General features: G+C 74.2%; 14 protein-coding genes. 9 read left to right on the top strand and 5 right to left on the bottom strand.

Annotated features, from left to right (window positions below; all coding sequences use genetic code 11):
- Nucleotides 1-450 precede the first annotated feature (450 nt).
- The 8 genes from ABZ234_RS06400 to ABZ234_RS06365 are packed head-to-tail and all read left to right on the top strand — an operon-like array spanning nucleotide 451 to nucleotide 14466.
- Nucleotides 451-2766, top strand: a complete 2316-nt coding sequence (locus ABZ234_RS06400) for a vWA domain-containing protein (RefSeq protein WP_355011251.1) — start codon at nucleotides 451-453, stop codon at nucleotides 2764-2766.
- Nucleotides 2767-2809: 43 nt separating this feature from the next.
- The gene (locus ABZ234_RS06395) at nucleotides 2810-6097 is read left to right on the top strand and encodes a tubulin-like doman-containing protein (RefSeq protein ID WP_355011250.1); all 3288 of its coding nucleotides are present in this window, start codon (nucleotides 2810-2812) and stop codon (nucleotides 6095-6097) included.
- Nucleotides 6094-8535 carry a hypothetical protein gene (locus ABZ234_RS06390; protein ID WP_355011249.1) on the top strand — a complete coding sequence of 814 codons (2442 nt, stop codon included), beginning with the start codon at nucleotides 6094-6096 and terminating at the stop codon, nucleotides 8533-8535. Before ABZ234_RS06395 ends, ABZ234_RS06390 begins: the two co-directional genes overlap by 4 nt.
- Nucleotides 8532-9650: a hypothetical protein gene (locus ABZ234_RS06385; RefSeq protein WP_355011248.1), complete on the top strand. Its 1119-nt coding sequence runs from the start codon at nucleotides 8532-8534 to the stop codon at nucleotides 9648-9650. The genes ABZ234_RS06390 and ABZ234_RS06385 overlap by 4 nt, the downstream gene beginning before the upstream one ends.
- Nucleotides 9651-9668: 18 nt before the next feature.
- Nucleotides 9669-10709, top strand: coding sequence for a hypothetical protein (locus ABZ234_RS06380; RefSeq protein WP_355011247.1), 1041 nt, complete (start codon nucleotides 9669-9671; stop codon nucleotides 10707-10709).
- A complete protein-coding gene (locus ABZ234_RS06375) occupies nucleotides 10706-12436 on the top strand; it encodes a hypothetical protein (protein ID WP_355011246.1) in 1731 nt (576 codons plus the stop codon). The genes ABZ234_RS06380 and ABZ234_RS06375 overlap by 4 nt, the downstream gene beginning before the upstream one ends.
- A gap of 46 nt (nucleotides 12437-12482) precedes the next feature.
- A complete protein-coding gene (locus ABZ234_RS06370; RefSeq protein ID WP_267949320.1) occupies nucleotides 12483-12902 on the top strand; it encodes a Fur family transcriptional regulator in 420 nt (139 codons plus the stop codon).
- Nucleotides 12903-12960: 58 nt separating this feature from the next.
- Nucleotides 12961-14466, top strand: coding sequence for a catalase (locus ABZ234_RS06365; RefSeq protein WP_267949319.1), 1506 nt, complete (start codon nucleotides 12961-12963; stop codon nucleotides 14464-14466).
- Nucleotides 14467-14650: 184 nt separating this feature from the next.
- Here the strand turns inward: ABZ234_RS06365 and ABZ234_RS06360 are convergent, their stop codons facing one another.
- The gene (locus ABZ234_RS06360; protein WP_355011245.1) at nucleotides 14651-15496 is read right to left on the bottom strand and encodes an SDR family oxidoreductase; all 846 of its coding nucleotides are present in this window, start codon (nucleotides 15494-15496) and stop codon (nucleotides 14651-14653) included.
- Nucleotides 15497-15862: 366 nt separating this feature from the next.
- Nucleotides 15863-16240, bottom strand: coding sequence for an ankyrin repeat domain-containing protein (locus ABZ234_RS06355; protein WP_267949317.1), 378 nt, complete (start codon nucleotides 16238-16240; stop codon nucleotides 15863-15865).
- Nucleotides 16241-16466: 226 nt separating this feature from the next.
- Between ABZ234_RS06355 and ABZ234_RS06350 the strand changes: the two genes are divergently transcribed.
- Nucleotides 16467-17912, top strand: coding sequence for an acyl-CoA synthetase (locus tag ABZ234_RS06350; protein WP_355011244.1), 1446 nt, complete (start codon nucleotides 16467-16469; stop codon nucleotides 17910-17912).
- A 186-nt stretch (nucleotides 17913-18098) separates the two neighbouring features.
- On the opposite strand, the gene ABZ234_RS06345 is transcribed toward ABZ234_RS06350, so the two are convergent.
- From ABZ234_RS06345 to ABZ234_RS06335, 3 genes are all read right to left on the bottom strand, one after another.
- Entirely contained in the window at nucleotides 18099-18785 is a 687-nt protein-coding gene (locus tag ABZ234_RS06345) for a glycoside hydrolase family 11 protein (protein WP_330156240.1), read from the bottom strand.
- Nucleotides 18786-19326: 541 nt separating this feature from the next.
- On the bottom strand, nucleotides 19327-20007 hold the full coding sequence (locus tag ABZ234_RS06340; protein WP_355011243.1) for a hypothetical protein: 681 nt from the start codon (nucleotides 20005-20007) through the stop codon (nucleotides 19327-19329).
- Nucleotides 20008-20433: 426 nt separating this feature from the next.
- Nucleotides 20434-20793, bottom strand: a complete 360-nt coding sequence (locus ABZ234_RS06335; protein ID WP_355011242.1) for an MmcQ/YjbR family DNA-binding protein — start codon at nucleotides 20791-20793, stop codon at nucleotides 20434-20436.
- Nucleotides 20794-20975: the final 182 nt, after the last annotated feature.

Genomic DNA, 20975 nt, shown 5'->3' with positions numbered 1-20975 from the left:
CCCCTGACGCCTGGACGCCGTCGCCCCCGGCCGGTCTCCCGCGCCGGACGGCGACGCCGCAACCCCCACCGAAGAGCAGATGGGCGGCGTTCGGCCGCCGCCGGCGCACACGGAACCCGACCCCGCGGGGGGAACGCCCCAGAGGGGCCGCCGAGACCCGATCGAGAAGGAAACCGAAACCCCCGCCGGAAAACACCGAACAAGCCACAACCCCGATAAAAATGACCACCACGGCCCCAGAGACACACCCGAACACCACAAATAAAGAAACACCCCAGAGATCCCATCGGCCACATATATGGAACAGAAAACCGCACCGGAATCCGTTGAAGCACCTCTCGGAAAGCAGTACAGTATGCCTCCCCTATAGTTTTCCATTGACAAGCATCTTGTTCACGTGAAAAAAGGATCGCTTTCTCTCACCACCTCGACGAGAAGGGAACAGGTGGCTTGGCCACGACCCCCCGCGTGAAGCCGGCCGGGAGCCGCACGGCCCTCGTCGCGACACTTCTCCTGCTCCTCGGACCGGCTGTCCCGCTCCCCGCCCACTCCGGGGCACGCGCGCCGCAGCCCGGGGAGAGCGCCCCGGTCCCCCTCGACATCGTGGTCCTGGTGGACGAGTCCGGTTCCCTGGACCGGGACGACGTCGAGGCGGAGGCCAACGCGGCCTCGACCATCGCGCAGAGCGTCCTGGACCCGGGATCACGCGTCACCGTGGTCGGCTTCGGCAGCAACAACGGCGAGTCGGGCCAGATCGCCGCCCGGGAGGTGTGCCGCCCCACCCTCGTCGACGAGGACGGGGGCCGCCAGTACCTGGCCGACTGCGTCGACGGCCTGGAGCGCCGCGAGGACTCCGAGGGCAACGACACCGACCACGCCGAGGCGCTGGGAGCGGCGCTGGGCCACCTGACCGGCGCGGACTCACCGGACGGATCGTCCAAGATCGTCTTCCTGCTCACCGACGGCGCGCTCGACGTACGCGACAGCCCCCAGTACGGCGCGGCCGAGCGCCGCAACGACAACGCCGCCGCCCTGGTCGGGGAGCACCTGGAACAGGCGGCGGAGAACGGTGTGCGGATCTGGCCCCTGGGGTTCGGGAGCGCCATCGACCGGGACCAGCTCGACGCGTTCGCCGCGGGCGGCTCGCAGGACACCTGCAACGACCTCGACGTCTCCGCCCCGGTGGCCCGCGTGGCCGACGACTCCTCCGACGTGGCGCGCTCCCTCCAGGAGGCCCTGGCCGCGGCGTCCTGCTCCCAGGTGGGGGAGCCCGCGGACGAGACCCTGGCGGGCGGGGGCCGGGCCACGCTGGAGGTCGACATCCCGCTCGTGGCGACCGACGGCGCGCTCATGGTCACCAAGAACAACCCGGCCATCCGCGTGGAGTACCTCGACCCCGAGGGCGAGGCGGTGGACACCGGCGCCGCCGGGCACCGCGGCTCCGCGATCACCGTCAGCGGTGAGAACAGCCCCGTCGAGGTGCTGCGCCTCGTCGACCCGATGCCCGGCACCTGGAGCGTCCGGCTCACCTCGCCCGAGGGGACCCCCGAGGAGCTGGTGACGGCGCGCGCCCAGTGGAAGGGCTTCATCAACACCTTCCTCCGGGTGGAGGGCGGGCAGGACCCCGGCGAGCTGGTGGTCCGGGTGGACATCCGCACCCGCCGCGGCCCGATCACCTCCCCCGAGGCCCTCGCCGACCTCGAGTTCTCCGCCGAGGCGGCCTTCCCCGACGGCTCCTCCACCCCCGTGGAGATCGGCGACGGGGGCGAGGCCCCCGACTCCGCGGCCGGGGACGGGCAGTACGCCGGCACGGTCTCCGTCCCCGAGGGGACCGGCGAGGTGACCTTCACGAGCCGGGTCCAGGGGCCCGGCGTGCCCGACGACGTGCACGAGTACGTGTACACCTTCGACCCCGGGGGCAGCAGCCTCCGGCCCAGCGTCTCCTTCGGGGAACTCCCCGAACAGGTCTGGTCCGGCCAGGAGGTGGCCGGAACCCTGACCGTCGCCAACCAGGGGCCGCGGGAGGAGACCGTCGAGCTGGTGCTCGCCCCCTCGGAGGGCCTGCTCGCCACCATCGCGCAGGACACCTCCGGCTTCGCGCCCGGGAGCAGCCGCAGCGACTTCACGGTCCGCGTCGGCGAGGGCTCCGAACCGGGCACGGCGACCCTCAACGTCCTGGCGGTCGACGCCCGGGGCGAGGTCCTGCACACCTCCCCCACGATCACGACGACCGTGCGCGCCGCCCCCGGCGCCCTGGAGCGGTACTGGTGGATATGGGCCCCGCTGGCCGCTCTGGCCCTGCTCGGCGGGGGCGCGCTCCTGCTGGGCCTGAGGCAGGCACAGGAGAGACGGGACGTCAGGGGGATCGCCGTCACGCTCCACCGCGACGGCGTCGCCCTCCTCCCGCCCCTGAAGGCCCCTGCCAGGCGGAGCACGGTCTTCGCCTTCACCGTCCGTGAGGAGGAGGGGTTCGACCCCCGGCCGGACCACCCCCGCGGCTCCGGTCCGGCCCCCGTCCACGAGGTCCGGCGGCACCGCTCGGGCGGTGTGCTGCTGCGCACCGCCGACGGCCGGGAGCGGCTCCTGCGCTTCGGCCAGGCCGGCGAGCCGCTGTCCGGCGGCCTGACCGTCTCCTTCGAGGACGGCCGAACACGCCGGAGGGAACCCTCCCCTCCCCCCGCGCAGCACGCGCACCCCCGGACGCCGGGCCCCGGTGCGGCCGCCCCCGAGCAGGGACCGCCGGCCGGCGGCATCCAGCTCGACTGATCCCTCCCGAGGAACGACGCACAGCCGAAGGGTTCCCCTCTCCATGACGATGAAGCTCTACCAGCCGCTTCTGTACGTCGGTCTCGGCGGCACCGGCTGCCGCATCGGCGCCGAGCTCGAACGCCGTATGCGCGAGGAGTTCTGCGGCCCCGACGGGACCGAGTTCCAGAGGCGCCGCCCGGGCGCCGACCTCCTCCCCTACCAGCTGCCGTCCTGCGTGCAGTTCGTCTACGCCGACGTCAGCCGCAGCCAGCTGGACGCCATGCCCTCGAGCGTGGTGCCCGGACGCCAGTACTTCCCCGCGGTCGAGCGCACCGCCCACTACGTGCGCGACCTGCTGCCCGAGGTCCGCACCTACCCGGAGGCCGCGCGCAGCCTGCGGCTGAGCGCGGGCGAGACGGTGGGGCACTGGCTCCCGCCCGAGGCGGGCGAACCCCGGGTGGCGCCGCTGGACCACGGGGCCGGGCAGTTCCCCACGGTGGGCCGGGCCGCCCTGTTCGAGACCTTCCGGGGCGGCGTGGGGCCGGCCGTCGCCCCCCTGCACGAGGCGATCAACCGGCTCGCCACCTCGGCCGGGGACCTGGCCGCGCTGGGCGGCGCGCTGCCCCGCGCGTGCGACGTGTTCGTCTCGTTCTCCGTCGCGGGCGGCACGGGGGCCGGGATCTTCTACGACTACCTGCACCTGATCGCCCGGGCCTTCGAGCGCTCGGGCATGCGCATCCAGATCTACCCCCTGGTCCTCATGCCCTCGTCCTTCGACGAGGGGTTCGGCGGCGGGCGCAACGCCCGGCTCAACGCGGGCCGCGCCCTCCTGGACCTGTTCCGCCTCGTCGACGACCAGAACGGGCGCGAGGCCTCCCTGGAGCTGGCCGACGACACCCGTCCCTCGCTCCGCAGCCGCGAGGAGGCCTGCGTCCACTACCCGGTGGAGGGCCGCGTCCAGATGGCGTCCTCCACGATGCAGACGGCGTTCCTGTTCAACAGGCCGACCGGGACCGACCGCGAGGACCTGCACCGCTCGGTGGTCTCCCTGATGCTGTCCCTGGCCGGGACCGACCCCGACGACAAGGCCGAGGAGGCCCCCGCTGCGCAGCAGGAGTACCAGTCCTTCGCGGACAGCTTCATCAACGGGGACAGCAAGCGCGGTTCCTCGGCCGAGACGGGCATCGGCAACCAGGGCGTGTCGACCGCCCTGGTCGCCTCCATGACCGTGCCCGTCGACGAGATCGCCGACATCATCGGCTCCCGGCTGCTGCGCTCGGCGGTGGAGGACATGCAGGCGCCGATGCGCGCGCTCCCCCCGGAGCAGATCCAGGAGGCGCTGCGGAACTTCTTCTCCGAGGCCCAGCTGCACCCGCTCCTGGCCCGGACCGGCATCGGCTTCGCCGAACCGCAGCCCGCGGACGGCGCCAAGGAGGTCGCGGGGGCCCTGTACGACCGCGGCGAGGCCATGAAGCACAGCCTGGCGGCCCTGCGCTCCCGCCTCGCCCGCGAGGCTCCCGACCTGGCCCGGAGCTTCGACCACCGGGCCGGGGTACGCGCGCTGCTCTCCGGCCTGGACCCCTTCCAGGCGCTGCGCGTGCTCTCGGGCGACCCCCGGAGCAGCGATCCGACGGCGCAGCTGGGGGTCCTCGGCCTGATCCAGCGGCGCCGCGACGCACCCCCGCCCCCGGAGGGCATGAACGGGTTCCCGGCCCTGCCCGAGATGCGGGACCGGCTGGGCGGCCTGCGCAGGATCCGCTTCGCCGACCCCGAGCCCTCCGCAGCCCGGGCGCGCCAGGACGCCTGGTACGACTGGCAGACACGGACCGCCTGGAGCGAGGCCTGGGCGGCGGCGGAGCCCCGGTGGAAGCAGCAGACCGCGCAGATGGCGCGGGACCTGCCCGCGCTCGTCCAGCAGCTGGACGAGCACGCCCGTGCCGACCGCCCCCGCTTCGAACGGCTCTCCCGCGAGCTCTACCGGCAGCGCACCGGGGTCTCCTACCTCCTCCCCCCGTCCGGCGGCGACCTCGAACCGTTCTTCGCGCGGGTCCGGGAGCAGGTGGTACGGCACCTGCACGAGTCTGGGCAGCTGCACGCCTCCCCCACCGACGCCGAGCTGGTCCAGGCGCTCCTCGGGCCGCGCCTCTGGGCGGAGGCCTTCGGCGCCGTCCTGGAAAGCGGTCCGGCCGAGGCCGTGGGCGCCCTGCGCGAACGGCTCAAGACCTGGGTCAAGGGCTTCCTGCGGGACCCTAAGTCGCCCAGGACCCACCTCCTGCCCAGACTGGCGGACCTGCTCGCCCACGCCGCGGGACAGACGGCGGGCAGGATCGCCGAGGAGGACCTGGCCCGCTTCCGCGCCCAGGTGGCCGGCCTGCTCCCGGTGGGGTACGACCCCCAGGGAAACGGCCCGCTCAAGATCCTGATCTCCTACGACTCCCCGACCGAGAACGCCGCTGTCGAGCAGTGCCTGAGGGAGATGCTCAACCTGCCGCGCGGCGCCGGGCACAGGTTCGAGTACCGGGTGACCGGCGCCGAGAGCATCAGCGTGGTCCTCTTCCGCAGTTCCATGGGCATCACCGAGGTCCCCGAGGTCCGGGAGGTCATGCGGCTGTGGTCCGACGCGCTCATCCGCCACGAGCCCGGCGACCACCTGCCCTGGCGCCAGCGGCTCGGGTACGACTTCAGCCACCTGGCCACGACGGAGCGGCACCGGGTCCGCATCCTGCAGCGGCTGCTCAGCGCCCTGTGGAACGGGAGGGCGTCCGTGGTCGGCGACCCGTCGGCCCCGGACGAGGTCCGCTTCACCCTGGGCGGCGGGGTCACCATGCCGCTGCGGCTGGCGCCCCTGGGCCGCACCTCCTCCTGGGGCAGCCTGCTCCAGGCCTACGAGCGCTGGGCCTTCACCGGCGAGGACGGCATCACGGGGCAGTTCAGCACCCAGCTCATGCGGGAGGTGCCGTTCGGCGTCGACAGCAGGCCGGAGCCCCCGCACCCGGTCTTCGAGGCCTTCTGCCGCCTGGCCGACGACCGGAGCGAGGCGCGGCGGCTGGAGCGGATGGCGCAGGGCCTGCCCGGCAGCTCGCGCGGCAGACTGCTCCAGGCACGGGACTTCTGGGAGCTCACCGTGCCCGCCGCCATGGACCTGGACTTCACGGGGGTGCACATGCCGCTGTTCTCCAACCTGGGGCAGCTGCGCTCGGAGGCGTCGGCCTCGGGCGGCGGGGCGGGACACGGGTACCGGACCGCGGGCCCCGGGGAGGCCGGTCCCGACGGCATGAGCTTCGGCGGGGACGGGGTCGGGAACGGCCCCGGACGGTCCGGCGGCCGGGAGGGTGACCCGCTGCGATGAGCGTGCGCCTGTTCGACCTGCGTGGGAGCAGTCCGGCGGAGGCCCTGGGGGCCGTCCTCGGCGAGCTCGGGGAGGGCACCCCCCTCACCGGGGCCGACCGGGTCGTCCTCCTGGACGGGACCCGGCTGCTGGCCGGACACGCGGCCGCCTACGAGGCGGTGTTCACCAGCGGCCGCGTCCGCTCCGCGGTGTGCGTCGCCGTGGGCCCCCCGACCGCGGACGCCGGGCGCCGGTTCCTGGACCGCCCCGGCCAGCTGGGCCCCGGGCGCGGTGTGGCCACCCTGTGGGTCGGTGACACCACGGGGGTGGACTGGGGCATCCGGCCGCCGGGGCCGCCCCGGCCCCGGCCCGGTGTCCCCGCCGGTTCCGGGGCCGGCCTGGAGCACCTGCTCGCCGCGCTGGGGCAGGTGGAGGTGTTCGACCGCGTCGTGGAGCTGAGCGGCGAGCTGCCCGACGCCGCCGCCTCGCCCGGCCTGTGCTGGTCCGAACCCGACAGGGGCGGCGGCGCGACCGATTCCGCACTGGCCGCGGCCCTGCGGCGGTACGCCTCCGGAGGGGGCGCGTCCGGGGGCGGGACCGGAACGGTCCCGGCCGCCGCGCCCTCCCGGGGGAACCTACTGGCGGACCTCGTGGCGGGCGCCCGCCGGCCCCGCCCCGTCGACGTCGTCGGCGGCACGGGGGAGCTCGGGGCCCGCGAACGCCACGCCCGGGACGCGGCCGCCGCGGCGGAGGAGGCACTGGCCTCGCTCTCCGCACCGAGAGGGGCGTTCGCGCGCACCACACCCGAACGCGTGCGACGGGAGGAGCTGCGAGCGGCCGGGGAGGCGCTGGACGCCTACCGCGCCCATGTCGACCGGCTCTTCCTCGAGCTCTCCCCCCTGACCGGGAACCGGCTCGCGGCCGCCCTGGGCCGGGCCGGGGTCCGGGGCGCGCCGCCCACCCGCGAGGAGGTCGACGAGGCGCTGGGCGCGCTCGCCCGGCTCCTGGACGAAGGGGTGCGCGGGGGCGCCGCGCTCGACGGGCTCGCCCGGGACCTGGAGGAGGTCTCCCGGCGCGTCGCCCCCCGTGACGGCGCCGGCCCGTCGACGGCGGGCCGGGAGGTCCCCGACGACGTGCTGCGGTCCCTGGCGGACCCGCCCCCCTTCCCCCTGCCGGGGCCGCTGTCCCCGCTCCTGCTCCCGGCCTTCCTCCTGCCCGCGCTGCCCGCGCTCGCCGGCGGCCCCGCGGGGCTCGCCGGGGGGATCGCCACCGCCCTGGCCTGGGTCCTGGCGGTCACCGCGGGCGCGCAGAGGGCCCGCGGCCCGGGCGGCGGGCTGCCGACCGCCGTCGCGCACGCGGTGGCGGCGTTCTCCGGGGTCCTGGCAGGGCTGGGCGCGGGCGGTGTGCTGCAGCTCGGCCTCGTGGTGCCGCCGACCGTGTGGCTGTCCCTGGCGGTCCCCGCCTGCGTGGCGGCCGGGGGCGGCGTGCTCCTGTACACGTGGTCCCGGCTCGCCCGCAGGTGGCGGGACCGGATCGCCCCGGAGCGGGCCGACGCGTCCGTCACCGCCCTGGCGGCGCTGGTCGACCGGCGTGCGCGCGAGTCCTGGTACCCCGGGGCCGCGCGGAGCGGGGTGGCCGACGCCGCCCGGTCCGCCCAGGGGGCGGTGCGCGCCGTCGCCGACGCCTTCGCCGGGGCGGCCGCCGCCCTGCCGCCGCCCTCCTCGCACCCGGAGGAACTGGAGGCGGTGGTGCGCTCGGACCTGTCGGCACTGGCGCGCGCCGCGCTGGAGCCGGTGCTGGCCGGGCTGCGCTCGGGTACGCCTGTCGGCGACCTCTCCCGGAGGGTGCACGGCACGGCGACCGACCTGTTGGAGGGGTACCGGGAGCACCTGGCCCGTGCGGGCGCCCACGTCCCGCCCCGCTTCGCCGACCCGGACACGCCCCGGCAGGTCCGGGGCGGCCCCGACCTGGACCGGGCGCTGGACACGCTGCGTCTGGCCCCGGAGGACCGCATGCTGCAGCTGTGCGACCCGGGCCACCTGTCCCTGCTGGGCGAGAGCGTCCCCGCGGTGCGGGCGGTGCGCTTCGCCCCGTACTCGCTGCGCGCGGGGGTCGCGGCGTACGGGGACCCGGACTCGGCGTTCCCGGACCGTTCGGCCGTGTGGACGCGCGAGGGGGCGCTCACGGGTGTCCTGCGGCTCGTCCCGCTGCGCCGGGGGGTGGTGCGTACCCGGTGGTCCCGGACGGAGCCGTCGGACGGCGGGCACGGGGGCGCGGCGGGACGTCCCGTTCCGGACCCGGAGGAGGGCCCGGCGGGCGCGTTCGCCGCGGGCGCGGCCGGGGGACCGGCGGAGCCGCCGGGGGCGCCGTTCGGGGAGGACCCGGCGGACAGGCCCCGCGGGGGCGCCGACGGCAGGGGGGCCGGGACCGACCGGCCGGAGGAGGACTACCTGCGTTGAACGAGCACAGTGCCGTGGAGGCCGCCTACCTGACGCCCCGCCGGGAGAGCGCGCGGTGCCGCCTGGTCCCGGCCCCGGACCGGACCGTCGACGCGCCGGCGCACCCGCTGCTGGACCTGGTGGCGGTGCACGACGAGGTGTCCGGGCGCGACCTGCTCAGGCTGTCCGTGCGCCCCCTCGACGGCGAGCGCGTCCAGGACCGGGCCCGGGCCTTCACCGCCCTGGACAACGAGATCCTCGCGGGGGTCAGGCTGGCGAGGGCCTCGCACGGTCCCCCGCCGGCGGAGCTGAGCCGCCTGGTCGGCTACCGCGACGACCCCGCGGAGCCCTTCGCCCTGCTGGAGCCCTACCGGGGCGAGCCCCTCGACGCGGTCCTGGGCAGGCGGCTGCTGTTCGAGGAGGAGCGGGCGGCCTTCCGTGAGGGCCTGTTCCGGGCCCTGTTCTGGTTGCAGGCCTGCGAAGTGGTGCACAGGGACATCCGGCCCGGGACCGTCCGCTGGGACGGCGGGGGTGTGCAGGTGTGCGGCTTCACCAGCGCGACCGTGGCCGGTGTGGCGCGCGAGTCGGTGGGCGTCGGCCCGTGGGCCTCCCACGAGCAGCGCGCGGCGGTGGGGCGGTGCGACCCCCGTGACGACGTGTGGTCGGCGGGCCTGGTCCTGTTCCAGGCCCTGAGCGGCCACGACGTGTCCGGCGGAGGCATCCTTTCGCTGGACGGGCACCCCGGGCTGGCCGTGCAGCTGGAGGGGGTCTTCGCCGGGGAGGCGGAGGAGCGCCCGGGGGCCGGGGAGCTCCTGGCCCGGGTGTCGGGCGCGGTGCCGCCCCACCGGACCGGGGTCGGCGACCACCTCCGGCAGGGCCGCACGAGGTTCCGGGAGAACAGGGAGCGCAAGAGGCTCGCGGCCGGGTGGGCCCCGCCGGACGGAGACGGGTCCGCGCCCGAGGGGCCCGCGCCCCGGGCCCCCGCCGCGCCCGCCCCGGGCGGGCCCCCGCCCCGCGCAGCCGCCCGCGAGGAGGAGCCGGTCGGTGGGACGGGCCGGTCCGGCTACGTCGGCCTCGCGCTCCTGCTCGTGCTGATGGTGGCCGTGTCCGTCGCCCTGTTCCTCCGCTTCGGCTGACCGAGAGGCTGACCACCCATGACCGACGACTCCGCGGACGCCCCCCGGGTCCTCTGCCCCGTGTGCCTGAGCCGGGTCGGACCGGACAGCGGGGAGCTGAAGGAGTGGCGGGACGGCGAGTACCGCCCGCTGTACGTCCCGGACGGGGCCACCGAGCACATGCGGCTCCGGATCATGCGCACCCGGGCCCAGGTGCTGTGCCCCAACAGGGGCAACGAGTACCCCGAGCACCACCTCCCCTACCAGTACGTCAATCAGCGCCGCGACCCGGTGGTGGTCGCCCTCGTCGGGGCGCCGCGGTCCGGCAAGACCCACCTGCTCGCGTCGATGGTCGGCGCGATCCAGGAACAGGGCCTGAACCGGTTCGGCCTGTCGGCCTCCCCCCTGGACGTCAACGCGTACGAGCGGTTCACCAACACCCGGGTCCGCCCCCTCCTGGGCCAGGGCCGGGTCCTGGCGCGCACCAACGACGACGTGTGGGAGTTCGAGGTGGGACTGATGGTCTCCGACGGCTCCGACCAGCGCGCCGTGGCCTTCTTCGACGTCGCGGGAGAGGTCATGGACACCGTCGGCAAGGTCTCCCGGCAGGCGTTCTTCGACAAGGTGGACGGGTTCGTGTTCGTCGTCTCCCCCGACGACCTGGAGGACGACCGCGCCGACACCACCTTCTCCGCGGTCCTGGACGTGGTCGAGGACAAGCAGGACAAGGCGGCCGTCGTGGTGGTGGGCAAGGCGGACGTGTACCGCTACGAGCACCCGGTGGACCGGTGGCTGCGCGACGGGGTGTGCCTGGACGACGCCTCCCGCATCGCGGCCGAGACGGAGGACCTCTACGCGTTCATCGACCGGTACGACAAGGGCGGGAGCTACCTGAGGCCGTGGACCGAGTTCGGCAGGAGCGCGATCCACGCGGTCTCCGCGACGGGGGGAGCCCGGCTTCCGGACAGCCCCAGCTACTCGCGCCCGGTCCGGCCGCAGCGCACCCTCCAGCCCTTCCTCACGCTGATGGCGATGACCGGGGTCGCGACGGCCCCGGGGGCGCGGGGGGTGGGGCTGTGACCGCGGAGCAGGGCGCCGGGGGGACCGGCAGGGAGCCCTTGGAGCGGATCTCGTTCGGCTACCGCAGGCAGGGCCTGCTGGGGACGGGCATCGGACCCGTGGGGACCTCGCTGTCCGACAGCGCCGAGGGCTACATGCGGCTCGTCACGTGGCGGGACCGGCTGGACGGGGTGGTGGCCCCGGAGCTGCCTCCCGAGCACACGGCGCCGAGCTACTGGTACCGCAGGTTCCAGGACGGACAGGGCGTCCTCCTGCGCCGCCTGCCCGAACCCGCCCCGTCCGACCGCCGGGGCAGCCGTGCCCAGGCGGTGGTCGGCGACGACCTGAACGCGCCCCGCGCGCTCCTGGTCGCGCTGGAGGCCGTGCCCGAGCTGAGCGCGTGGCTGTCCGAGCCCTGGGACCGCGAACGGGGGTGGGCCTGCACGGATCCGGCCCTCGTCCCCGGGAGCTTCTCCGACCTGCCCGGGCGGCTGGAACGCGAGGCCGCGGCCCAGGCGGGCCTGGCGTCCCTGGTGGCGAGGCTGCTGCAGGCCCCCGGCTCCCCCGTGGACGTCGTCGTCCCGGCGGGCGCCCCCGCCCCGGACGAGAGGACGAGGCTGCTCCTGCTGTGGGGCGCCTACGTGGTCCTGCGAGACGTGGTCGGCACCGAGCGCAAGCCCCGGGGCGGCCGGTCCGACTGGTCGTTCTCCACCTACGAGCCCTGGCCGGAACGCGGCACCGTCCCGACACGGCCGAAGATCGCGTTCCGGCCGCCGGGGCCCGCGACCGGTGCGGGGTCCGTCACCGCGCTCGACGTCCTCTCCGGCGGCGACGGGTCCTTCCACCACGACCTCGCCCGCTGGCTCGTCGGGCACCTGGAGGCGGGCACCCTGCCCGAGGCCACCGAAGGGCTGCAGGAGGACCGCACGTCCGAGCACCCCCGGGTCCTGGAACTCCTGGCCGGGCGCATGCGGCGGTCGTCGGCGCGCCCCTCCCGGCGGGGGGCCGCTCCCTGGGGCGACCCGCCCCGGTTCTCGCCCCGCGCCATGGAGGACGCCCTGCGGCCGGCGGGGCCCGCGGCCCCGGACGCCTCCGCGGGCCCCGCCGAACCGCCGGAGCGCACCGCCGGTGCCGGGCGCGTCCCGGAGGAGCACCCCGGGGCCGCGCGACCCCCCGCTCCCCGCGCGGGGGCGGTGGAACGCGGGGGCCGTCCGCAGGAGGACCACGGGGACCCCGGCAGCCCCGGCCCGGGCGAACCCGACCGCGGCCCCCGCCGGGGTCCGCCGCCCGCCCACCGGGCCGGGCACCGGGCCCCTCCCCTCCGGCGTCCCTCTTCGCGGCCGGAAGGGGCTCCGGACCCGGTTCCCGGTCCCTCGGCGACCGGCGGGCCGCGTGTTCCCCCGGCGGATCGGGGACCGGTCCCCCGGCCGGACGCCGACCCGGCGCCCGGGACCGTCGTCCCCTCCCTCGGGCGCCCCGGCCGGCCGGAACCCGCGGCGACGCCTGCGGACCGCGTCCCGGAGGAGCTGCTGAGGCTCCTCGACGAGTTGGGCCGGACCCGGGACCCGGACCGGATCAGCGATCTGGCCACCCGGATCGTCGAGCACCGGTACCCGGGGTTCGGGCGCAGGCTCGTGGTGCGCGGAGCCGCGGCGGGCGGGTGGGAGGTCCGCCCGGGGCTCGTGGCCGCCCTGATCGTGCAGCTCCTCCTCGTGCTGATCGCGGTGGCGGTGTTCACGGGCAGTTAGGATGGCCTTTGTTGGAATCATTCCAGAAAAGTGCTTGAATGGGCCCATGCACCAGACGGAGACGGAGGCTCTCCTCCGGGAGGCCTCGCTACGCGTGACCCGGCCACGGGTGGCGGTCCTGGAGGCTGTCGGGGCTCATCCGCACGCCGATGCCAGCACCGTCCTCCAGGCGGTCCGCGGCCAGCTCGGTGCGGTGTCCACACAAGCGGTGTACGACGTGCTCAGGGCTCTGACAGACGCCGGGCTCGTCAGAAGGATCGAACCGGAGGGGTCGGCGGCGCGCTACGAGCGGAGGGTGGGGGACAACCACCACCACGTGGTCTGCCGCAGCTGCGGCGTGATCGCGGACGTGGACTGCGCCACCGGAGCCGCCCCCTGCATGACGGGTTCACAGGACCACGGCTTCGCCATAGACGAGGTCGAGGTCACCTACTGGGGCGTATGCCCCGCCTGCCAAGAGGCCTGACACACGACCGGTGCTCCACCGCAGCACCAAGAGATCCCACCTTAGGACCGAGGAACGAATGTCGCACGACAACACCAAGCCGCTGACGACAGCCAACGGCGCCCCCGTCGCGGACAACCAGAACAGCCTGACCGCGGGCCCGCGCGGCCCGATGCTGCTCCAGGACCTGTGGTTCCTGGAGAAGCTCGCCCACTTCGACCGCGAGGTCATCCCCGAGCGCCGGATGCACGCGAAGGGTTCCGGAGCCTTCGGCACCTTCACGGTCACCCACGACATCACCCGGTACAGCAAGGCCGCGATCTTCTCCGAGATCGGCAAGCAGACCGAGATGTTCGCCCGCTTCTCCACCGTCGCCGGTGAGCGCGGCGCGGCCGACGCCGAGCGCGACATCCGCGGCTTCGCCCTGCGCTTCTACACCGAAGAGGGCAACTGGGACATCGTCGGCAACAACACCCCGGTCTTCTTCTTCCGCGACCCGCTGAAGTTCCCCGACCTCAACCGCGCCGTCAAGCGCGACCCGCGCACCAACATGCGCTCGGCCGAGAACAACTGGGACTTCTGGACCAACCTCCCCGAGGCCCTGCACCAGGTCACCATCGTCATGTCGGACCGCGGCATCCCCGACGGCTACCGCCACATGCACGGCTTCGGCTCGCACACCTTCTCGTTCGTCAACGAGGCCGGCGAGCGCTTCTGGGCCAAGTTCCACTTCCGCACCCAGCAGGGGATCAAGAACCTCACCGACGAGGAGGCCGCCAAGGTCGTCGCCGAGGACCGCGAGTCCTCGCAGCGCGACCTGTTCGAGGCCATCGAGCGGGGCGACAACCCGAAGTGGACGTTCTACGTCCAGATCATGCCCGAGGCCGAGGCCGCGGACTACCGCTTCCACCCCTTCGACCTCACCAAGGTCTGGTCCAAGAAGGACTACCCGCTGATCGAGGTCGGCGAGTTCGAGCTCAACCGCAACCCCGAGAACTACCACGCGGACGTCGAGCAGGCCGCCTTCACCCCGGCCAACATCGTCCCGGGCATCGGCATCTCGCCCGACCGCATGCTCCAGGGCCGCCTGTTCTCCTACGGTGACGCCGCCCGCTACCGCCTGGGCGTCAACCACCACCAGATCCCGGTGAACTACCCGCGCGGCGCCAAGCTGGTCAACACCTACCACCGCGACGGCGCCATGCGCGTGGACGGCAACCAGGGCGGCGTCCCCGGCATCGAGCCCAACTCCTACGGCCGCTGGCAGGAGCAGCCCCAGTACGCCGAGCCGGCGCTGGCCGTGGGCGCGACCGCCGACCGGTTCGACTACCGCGAGGACGACGACAACTACTTCGAGCAGCCCGGCAACCTGTTCCGCCAGATGACGCCGGAGCAGCAGCAGGTCCTGTTCGAGAACACCGCCCGTGCGATCGACGGCGCCTCCCAGGCCACCATCGAGCGCCACATCGGCAACTGCACCAAGGCCGACGCCGCCTACGGCGAGGGCGTGCGCAAGGCCATCGAGGCCCTGCAGGCGGGCAAGGTCTCGCCGGCCGAGGCCAACCCGAACAACGTTCCGGCCTGATCACACGCCTGAACGCCTGAGCACCCGGGTGCCAGGACACCGAGCCGACGCGGTCCCGACCGCGTCGGCTCGGCCCGTTTCCGGGACGGCCCCGGAGCGGAGGTCGGGCACGGCGAGGGTGCCGGCGCCCGGGAGGGACGGGAGCACGCCCGGCGCCGTCCCCGTGCGCGCCGCAGTGGCAGGGTCAGGCTTCGACCGGTGTGCCGGGGGCGATGTCGTACGCCTTCCGCACCAGGTCGGGGCGGCGTCCGTCGTTGAGCCGCCGGCCCCACTGGGCGTCGACCTGTGCGCGGACCTGCGGCTCCATCTCCGCGGGGAGCAGGTGACGGTAGCGGCGGTCCTCGCCCAGCAGCACCTCGACGGTCCGCCGGTAGACCGGCTCGGGGTCGTACTGCTCGTGCGGGAAGGCGAGTTCGGCGTAGTCGTAGAGGCGGTCGGCCGGGTCGTCGCGCCACTCCTTCCACGTCTCGAACATGGTGTCGTTGAACCCGGTGAGGAAGGGGCCCGGGTTGATCGTCGCCACCGTGACACCGAACTCCGCGAGTTCCTGGTCCAGCGCGTCGGCGAACGCCTCCACCGCGTGCTTGGAGCCCGCGTAGGCACCGGTGAACGGGTCGACGGTGAGTCCGGCGACCGAGGACATGAACACGATGCGCCCGCCGCGGCGGGCCGCCATCTGCCGGGCGATGCCCTGGGTGAGCAGGACGGGGCCGAAGACGTTCACCTCGAACTGGCGGCGAAGCCGCTCCTCGGGGATGTCGGCCGTGGCGCCGCCTTCGGAGACACCGGCGTTGTTGAGGAGGACCTCCACGTTCCAGGTCCAGGCCTTCTCCCGGTCGCCGGGGTCGGTCACGTCGAGCTTCTCGACCCGCATTCCGACCCCCCGTTCCCGGGCCTCGGCGCGCAGGACGCCGACCTGGGCGATGATCTCCACGCCCGCGATCACCTCGTGCCCGGCCTCGGCGAGCCGCAGCGCGACCTCCTTGCCGAAGCCGCTGCCCGCGCCGGTGATGAGAATCGGTCCCGCCATGTCGTCGCACCTTTCCCCTGCTGGGTGTCCGGCCCCTCCGGACCACGGATGTCCTCGGCCCGCCCGTACGCCGGCACCGCCGTTCCCGCAGGCGCCGGCGGGATCCGGCCCCCGGGCGGCCCCCGCAGGGCCACGTTAGGTCCCCGGCGATCAATGACCCCCTCGTGGCACACGGGGCGAAGGAAAAAGCCTTCGCCGGCACCGGCACCGCGTGTGCCCGCCGAGGAGTGGGCCGCGTCTCCCCCGCTGTCCCGGTCGCGCCCATCGGAAGGGCCCCGGTCCGAGGCTCCCGGGGAGGGAGTCCGCGGACCGGGGCCCGGAGCGGGGCCCTCGCGGGCGCAGGTCAGGGGCAGCGGCCGTCCCGGATCAGGGCAGCAGGTCGGTGCGGCCGAACATCTCGGCGGCGGCACGGGCGCTCGGCGTGCCCGCGTCGAGGTCGGCCCCGGCCTCGACGAGCGCCGCGACCACACCCTCCTCCCCCTTGAACAGCGCCCCGGCCACCGGCGTCTGGTCCTTGCCGTTGCGCAGGTCCACGTCGGCGCCGCGGTTGACGAGGGACCTGACCGTCCCCTCGTGGCCGTGGTAGGCGGCGAGCATCACCAGGCTGTTGCCCTGCTCGTCCTGCGTGTCCACGGGCAGGCCGTGGTCGAGGAACTCCATGAGCTCCTGCGTCCCGCCCTCCCGGGCGAGGTCCATGGCCAGGGCGATGATCCGCCCGGTCTGCTCGGGTGAGAGTTCGTTCATGGGTTCCATGCTAGAAGTGCCCCTCCGCCTCGCCCGACACGTGCTCGCCTCCGGCGCGGTGAGGGCGGCCACGCTTTTGGGGAGCACACCGCGGTCGGCGGTCGGGACCGTGCGCGCACCGCCCCCTCACGGGGAGTCCGCGTGGTCCCCTCCGGGGCGGTGGCGGCCGGCGGCCTGTGGTGTACTGGCTCGCGACCGGATCGGAAGCGACGGACGGGAGCGGGGCATGCTGCTGAACCCCAGTGCAGGCGAGGGGTCCGCGGTGCGGGTCGGTGAGGCGGGACTCGACCGCGGGGAGCTGTGGGCCGCGGCGGGCGCCGTGGCCCGCCGGATCTCCGGGGCCGGGGCCGTCGCCGTCCACGGGGAGGCCTCCCTGTCCACGGTCGTCGCGGTCGTCGGCGGCCTGCTCGCCGGGGTCCCCGTGGTCCCCGTGCCCGCGGACGCGGGCACCGCCGAACGCCGCCACATCGTGCGCGACTCCGGGGCCGCCCTGTGGCTGGGCGCCCCGCAGGAGGGGATCGACCTCCCGGTGGTGCCGGTCGACCCGGCCGAGCGCACCCCGTTCACGGCCCCCGAGCCCCCGCCCGGGGCCGCAGCCCTGATCATGTACACCTCCGGGACCACCGGCCGGCCCAAGGGCGCCGTCCTGTCGCGGCGGGCCGTCGCCGCCGACGTGGACGCGCTCGCCGACGCCTGGGACTGGACCTCCGAGGACGTCCTGGTCCACGGGCTCCCGCTGTTCCACGTGCACGGCCTGGTCCTGGGCGTGCTGGGGGCCCTGCGCGTGGGCAGCTCCCTGCTGCACACCGTCCGCCCCACCCCCGCGGCCTACGCCGCAGCGGCGCGCGGGGACCGCGCGGGCCCGGCGGCGCCCGCGGGGAGCGGTGCGGGGGGCAAGGGGCGCGGAACCCTGTTCTTCGGGGTGCCGACCGTGTGGTCGAGAATCGTCCGCGACCCGGACTCCGCCCGCGCCATGGCCGGTGCGCGGCTGCTCGTGTCCGGGAGCGCGGCGCTCCCCGACCCGGTGGCCGAGGGCCTGCGGGCCGCCTGCGGCCACAGCCCCGTGGAGCGGTACGGGATGACCGAGACCCTGATCACCCTGGCCGCGCGCGCCGACGCGCCCCGCCGCACCGGCTGGGTGGGGACGGCGCTGCCCGGCGTGGAGTCGCGGCTGCGCGGCGAGCACGGCGAGGAGGTCGCCCCGGACGGGGAGGCCGTCGGCGAGCTCCAGGTCCGGGGCGCCACCCTGTTCGACAGCTACCTCGGCCTGCCGGAGGCCACCGCCGCGGCGTGGACCGACGACGGCTGGTTCCGCACCGGCGACGCCGCGGTGACCGACCGGGACGGCTGGCACCGGGTGGTGGGGCGCATGTCGGTCGACATGATCAAGACCGGCGGCTACCGGGTGGGCGCCGGAGAGGTCGAGTCCGCGCTGCTCGGCCACCCCTCGGTGCGCGAGGCGGCCGTGGTGGGCGAGGCGGACGACGACCTCGGCCAGCGGATCGTCGCCTACCTGGTGGGGGACGGCGTCGACCCCGGGGCCGTCATCGACCACGTCGCCGCCCAGCTGTCGGTGCACAAGCGCCCGCGCGAGGTGCGGGTGGTGGACACGCTCCCCCGCAACGCGATGGGCAAGATCCAGAAGAACCTCCTGGGCGGCGCGGCGGGCTGAGCCCCTCCCCGCCGCCCGGAGGCGGGTGTCCGCGGTGTGGCGCGGCGGCCGCGGTCCGCCGCGCCACCGTCGCGAGGGGCGGTGTCACAGGGGCAGGGGTGCGGGGGCTCGGCGTTCAGCGGGATCCGGGGCGGGCCGTCCCCCGGGAGCGCCTGCCGTGCGGTCCCGCCCCTGCGGACCGGCCGCTCAGCCGCTGACCGCGAGGTTGGAGTTCCCGCTGCTCTGGTACCCCTCCGTCGCGAGGATCATGTAGTAGTTGAAGGCGCCCAGCCCCATCCCCGCGCGGTTCCACGCGTCGAAGTGGTTGCCGCTGGTGATGGTCCCGCCCGTCCTCCTGGACTGCCGCACGCTCCAGTACTGCGGGAACGTCCGGATGCCCTCGACGGAGGGGGCGTTGTAGCGCATCGTGCGGTAGAGGTCGTACGTGCCGCCGTCGGTGTTGACCGTGCCCCGGTACTCGCCCGTGGGCCGGTAGTTCCCGTAGTTGTCGACGACGTAGTACTCCACCAGCGGGTTCGACGTCCACCCGTACAGGCACAGGTAGCCGTTGCCGGACGGGTTGAAGCTGCCCGAGTAGTTCACGTTCCTGCGGCTGCCGTTGCCCCAGCCCTTGCCGCAGACGAAGTTGCCCGTGTTCCTCCACGAGGTGCTGTAGCTGCCGCCGGAGCCCAGCGTCATGGAGACCGACCCGCCGCCGTCGGTCCAGAAGGAGTAGTAGAACCCGTTGTGGGTGCCGGTCTGGTTCTCGGTGATGGTCGTCCGGGCCAGGGCGGGTCCGGCCATCAGCCCGGGCGCCGCCACCGCCAGGGCGCCGGCGCCGCCTATGCCGATGAATCTCCTGCGGTCGAACGGGCGGACGGGGTTGTCGGTCATGGTCGCTCTCCTCTTCGTGAGGCCGGCGCGGAGCCGGGCGGCGCGGCACGACCCGGTGGGGATGACGGCGACCGGGGGCGGTCACCGCACGTCGGTGCCGTACGGCGCTGGGGGAACGGCGGATTGCCGTGACCGGCAGTATTCGTCCGCCTCCTCGGGGTTGTCAATGGTTTCCGAAATGTTTCGTAAACTAATGCGCACCATGGATCGCCAAAGGCCCAGTTCAAGCGGCCACAGAAGGCGAAATCCGGATCATCCCACGATTTGACGGCACGCTGAGCCGGGACTCAGGCCCGTTTTTTCGAAATATTTCGAAACCGTTCGGACTTCCTCGGCCGGGCTGTCCGAGGGAACCGGTGCGCTCGGGCTCGGCCGACAGCAAGCACTCCTGAAGCAATAACCCCTGCCATCACGCCCTCGGCCACCAGGAAGGAGAATTCCACGGAGGGCACGTGGAAGGGTGAAAGCCCGGGTGGCGGCGGGAGCGAGAACTGTTCTCTGCCCGGCGAGTGCCGTCGGGTCGGAAGGGACGAGCAGGGGCCTAGACCGGGCCGAGGCTCTGCTGGAGCATGCGGGTGGCCGCGTCCTGGAGGATGCCCCGTCCCAGGGGGAGCAGGCACAGGCGTGCGACGTCCGGGTGCCTTGCCGGGGCCGGGCAGATGAAGACCGCCAGGACACGCATGACCAGGAAGAGCTGCGCCGGGTGCCACAGCGCGAAGAGGCCGGTGGCGCATTCCCACACCGCCTCCAGCGCGGTGTCGGCGACGAGTTCCTGAACCGTGCCCCATTCCGGCGGCGGTTCCTCTTCCAGGAGATCCCTGGCCTGGGCCGGAACCTTGTCGACCACCTGGTCCACACGGTCTGCCACGCCGACGAGCACGGCGAGCAGCGAGCACCAGAAATGACCGGGGAGCACCGCGGCGATCCGTGCCATGTCCGGGTGCTGCGCGGAACGGCGCCCCGCTTCGCCCCTGATCTCGGCGAAGGCCTTCGTGGCGAGGAGTCCGCCCAGCTCCCCGACCCTCCTCGCTGTGCGCGGATGCCTGGCGAGGTACTCGACGAGGTCTCCCCTGCCGACCTCGACGGCGTATCTCAGCATCTCCGGAGTCGGCGAGGCCAGGTGCGCACGCCTGGTCCGTTCGTCGAACCCCACCGCCGTGTACCAGTTCTGCTCGTCCCCCTCGCGTCGCCGTACCCGCACATCAGGGGGACTGTCGACCATCGCGAGGAAACCGGGCCAGCCGTGCAGGCTGCCGCCGCATCCGGAGCACTGGCACCTCTCGCCTCGAGCGTTTCCACAGGACGGGGTGTGCGCCACCGGGCCTCCGAGGGTCGACGGCCTGCCGGGGAAGGGCAGGCCGTTCCCACTGTCCGGGGTCACGGCGGAACGCGGTACCAGCTGGCGGGTGACTCCGTACTGGCACCCGTGTCACCTGAATGTCGCCCTCGGGAGCATGTACACGGCCCCCGGTCAGACCGTCGACGACCGAAACCGCTCCGTGCTTGTTCATGGCGGTCCGGAGTGCGCGCATGGGATCCATCGGCGACGCCCTACCCGAGTCGGTGGACCGGGCACCGCCCTGGCAGGAACCCGCCCGGCCGGGCGCGGGTCGGCCCGGGGCCGCTCGGGGACTGCCCGCGCTCCGGGTCAGGCCTCGACCAGGGCCGCCGGGGTCGGCGGACCGGTGAGCAGCTCCTCGGGCGCGGTCAGGTACCAGGCCTCCAGGGTGAGCTCGCTGAGCTCGTCCAGGTCGATCCCTTCCAGGTGGACGACCACCCAGCCGAACCCGCCCGCCGTGAACTGCACCTCGAACACCTCCGGCCGCTCGGCCACGAGCGCGGTCTGCTCCAGCAGGGTCTGCTTCAGCCCCACGGTGGCGGTGTCCGGCCACAGGTAGCCGAACGGCTTGCCGCGCACGCGGAACGTCGTGTACCGCTCCGACTCCGTGTGCTCGCACCCCGGAAGAGCTCGCACCAACCGCAGAAACCGCTCGATCTCAACACCCATGGGGTGAGACAACCACATCCCACCGACACCGCGCACCCGGTGGGGGTTTGGGAACGCTCGTCCGTCCATACCCGGGTCCACACGGATCGGAACACCGGTGGGCACGACCGGCGACACAGCGGAGGCTGTCGTGGAAGAAAGCGTGTCCCGGCCCTGACCAGGGGGCACACCGTGATTCTGGG

Source organism: Nocardiopsis sp. NPDC006198 (assembly GCF_040613895.1).
Classification (GTDB): domain Bacteria; phylum Actinomycetota; class Actinomycetes; order Streptosporangiales; family Streptosporangiaceae; genus Nocardiopsis; species Nocardiopsis tropica.
The sequence above is the reverse complement of the archived record's forward strand: the minus strand, read 5'-3'. Positions and strand labels throughout refer to the sequence as shown.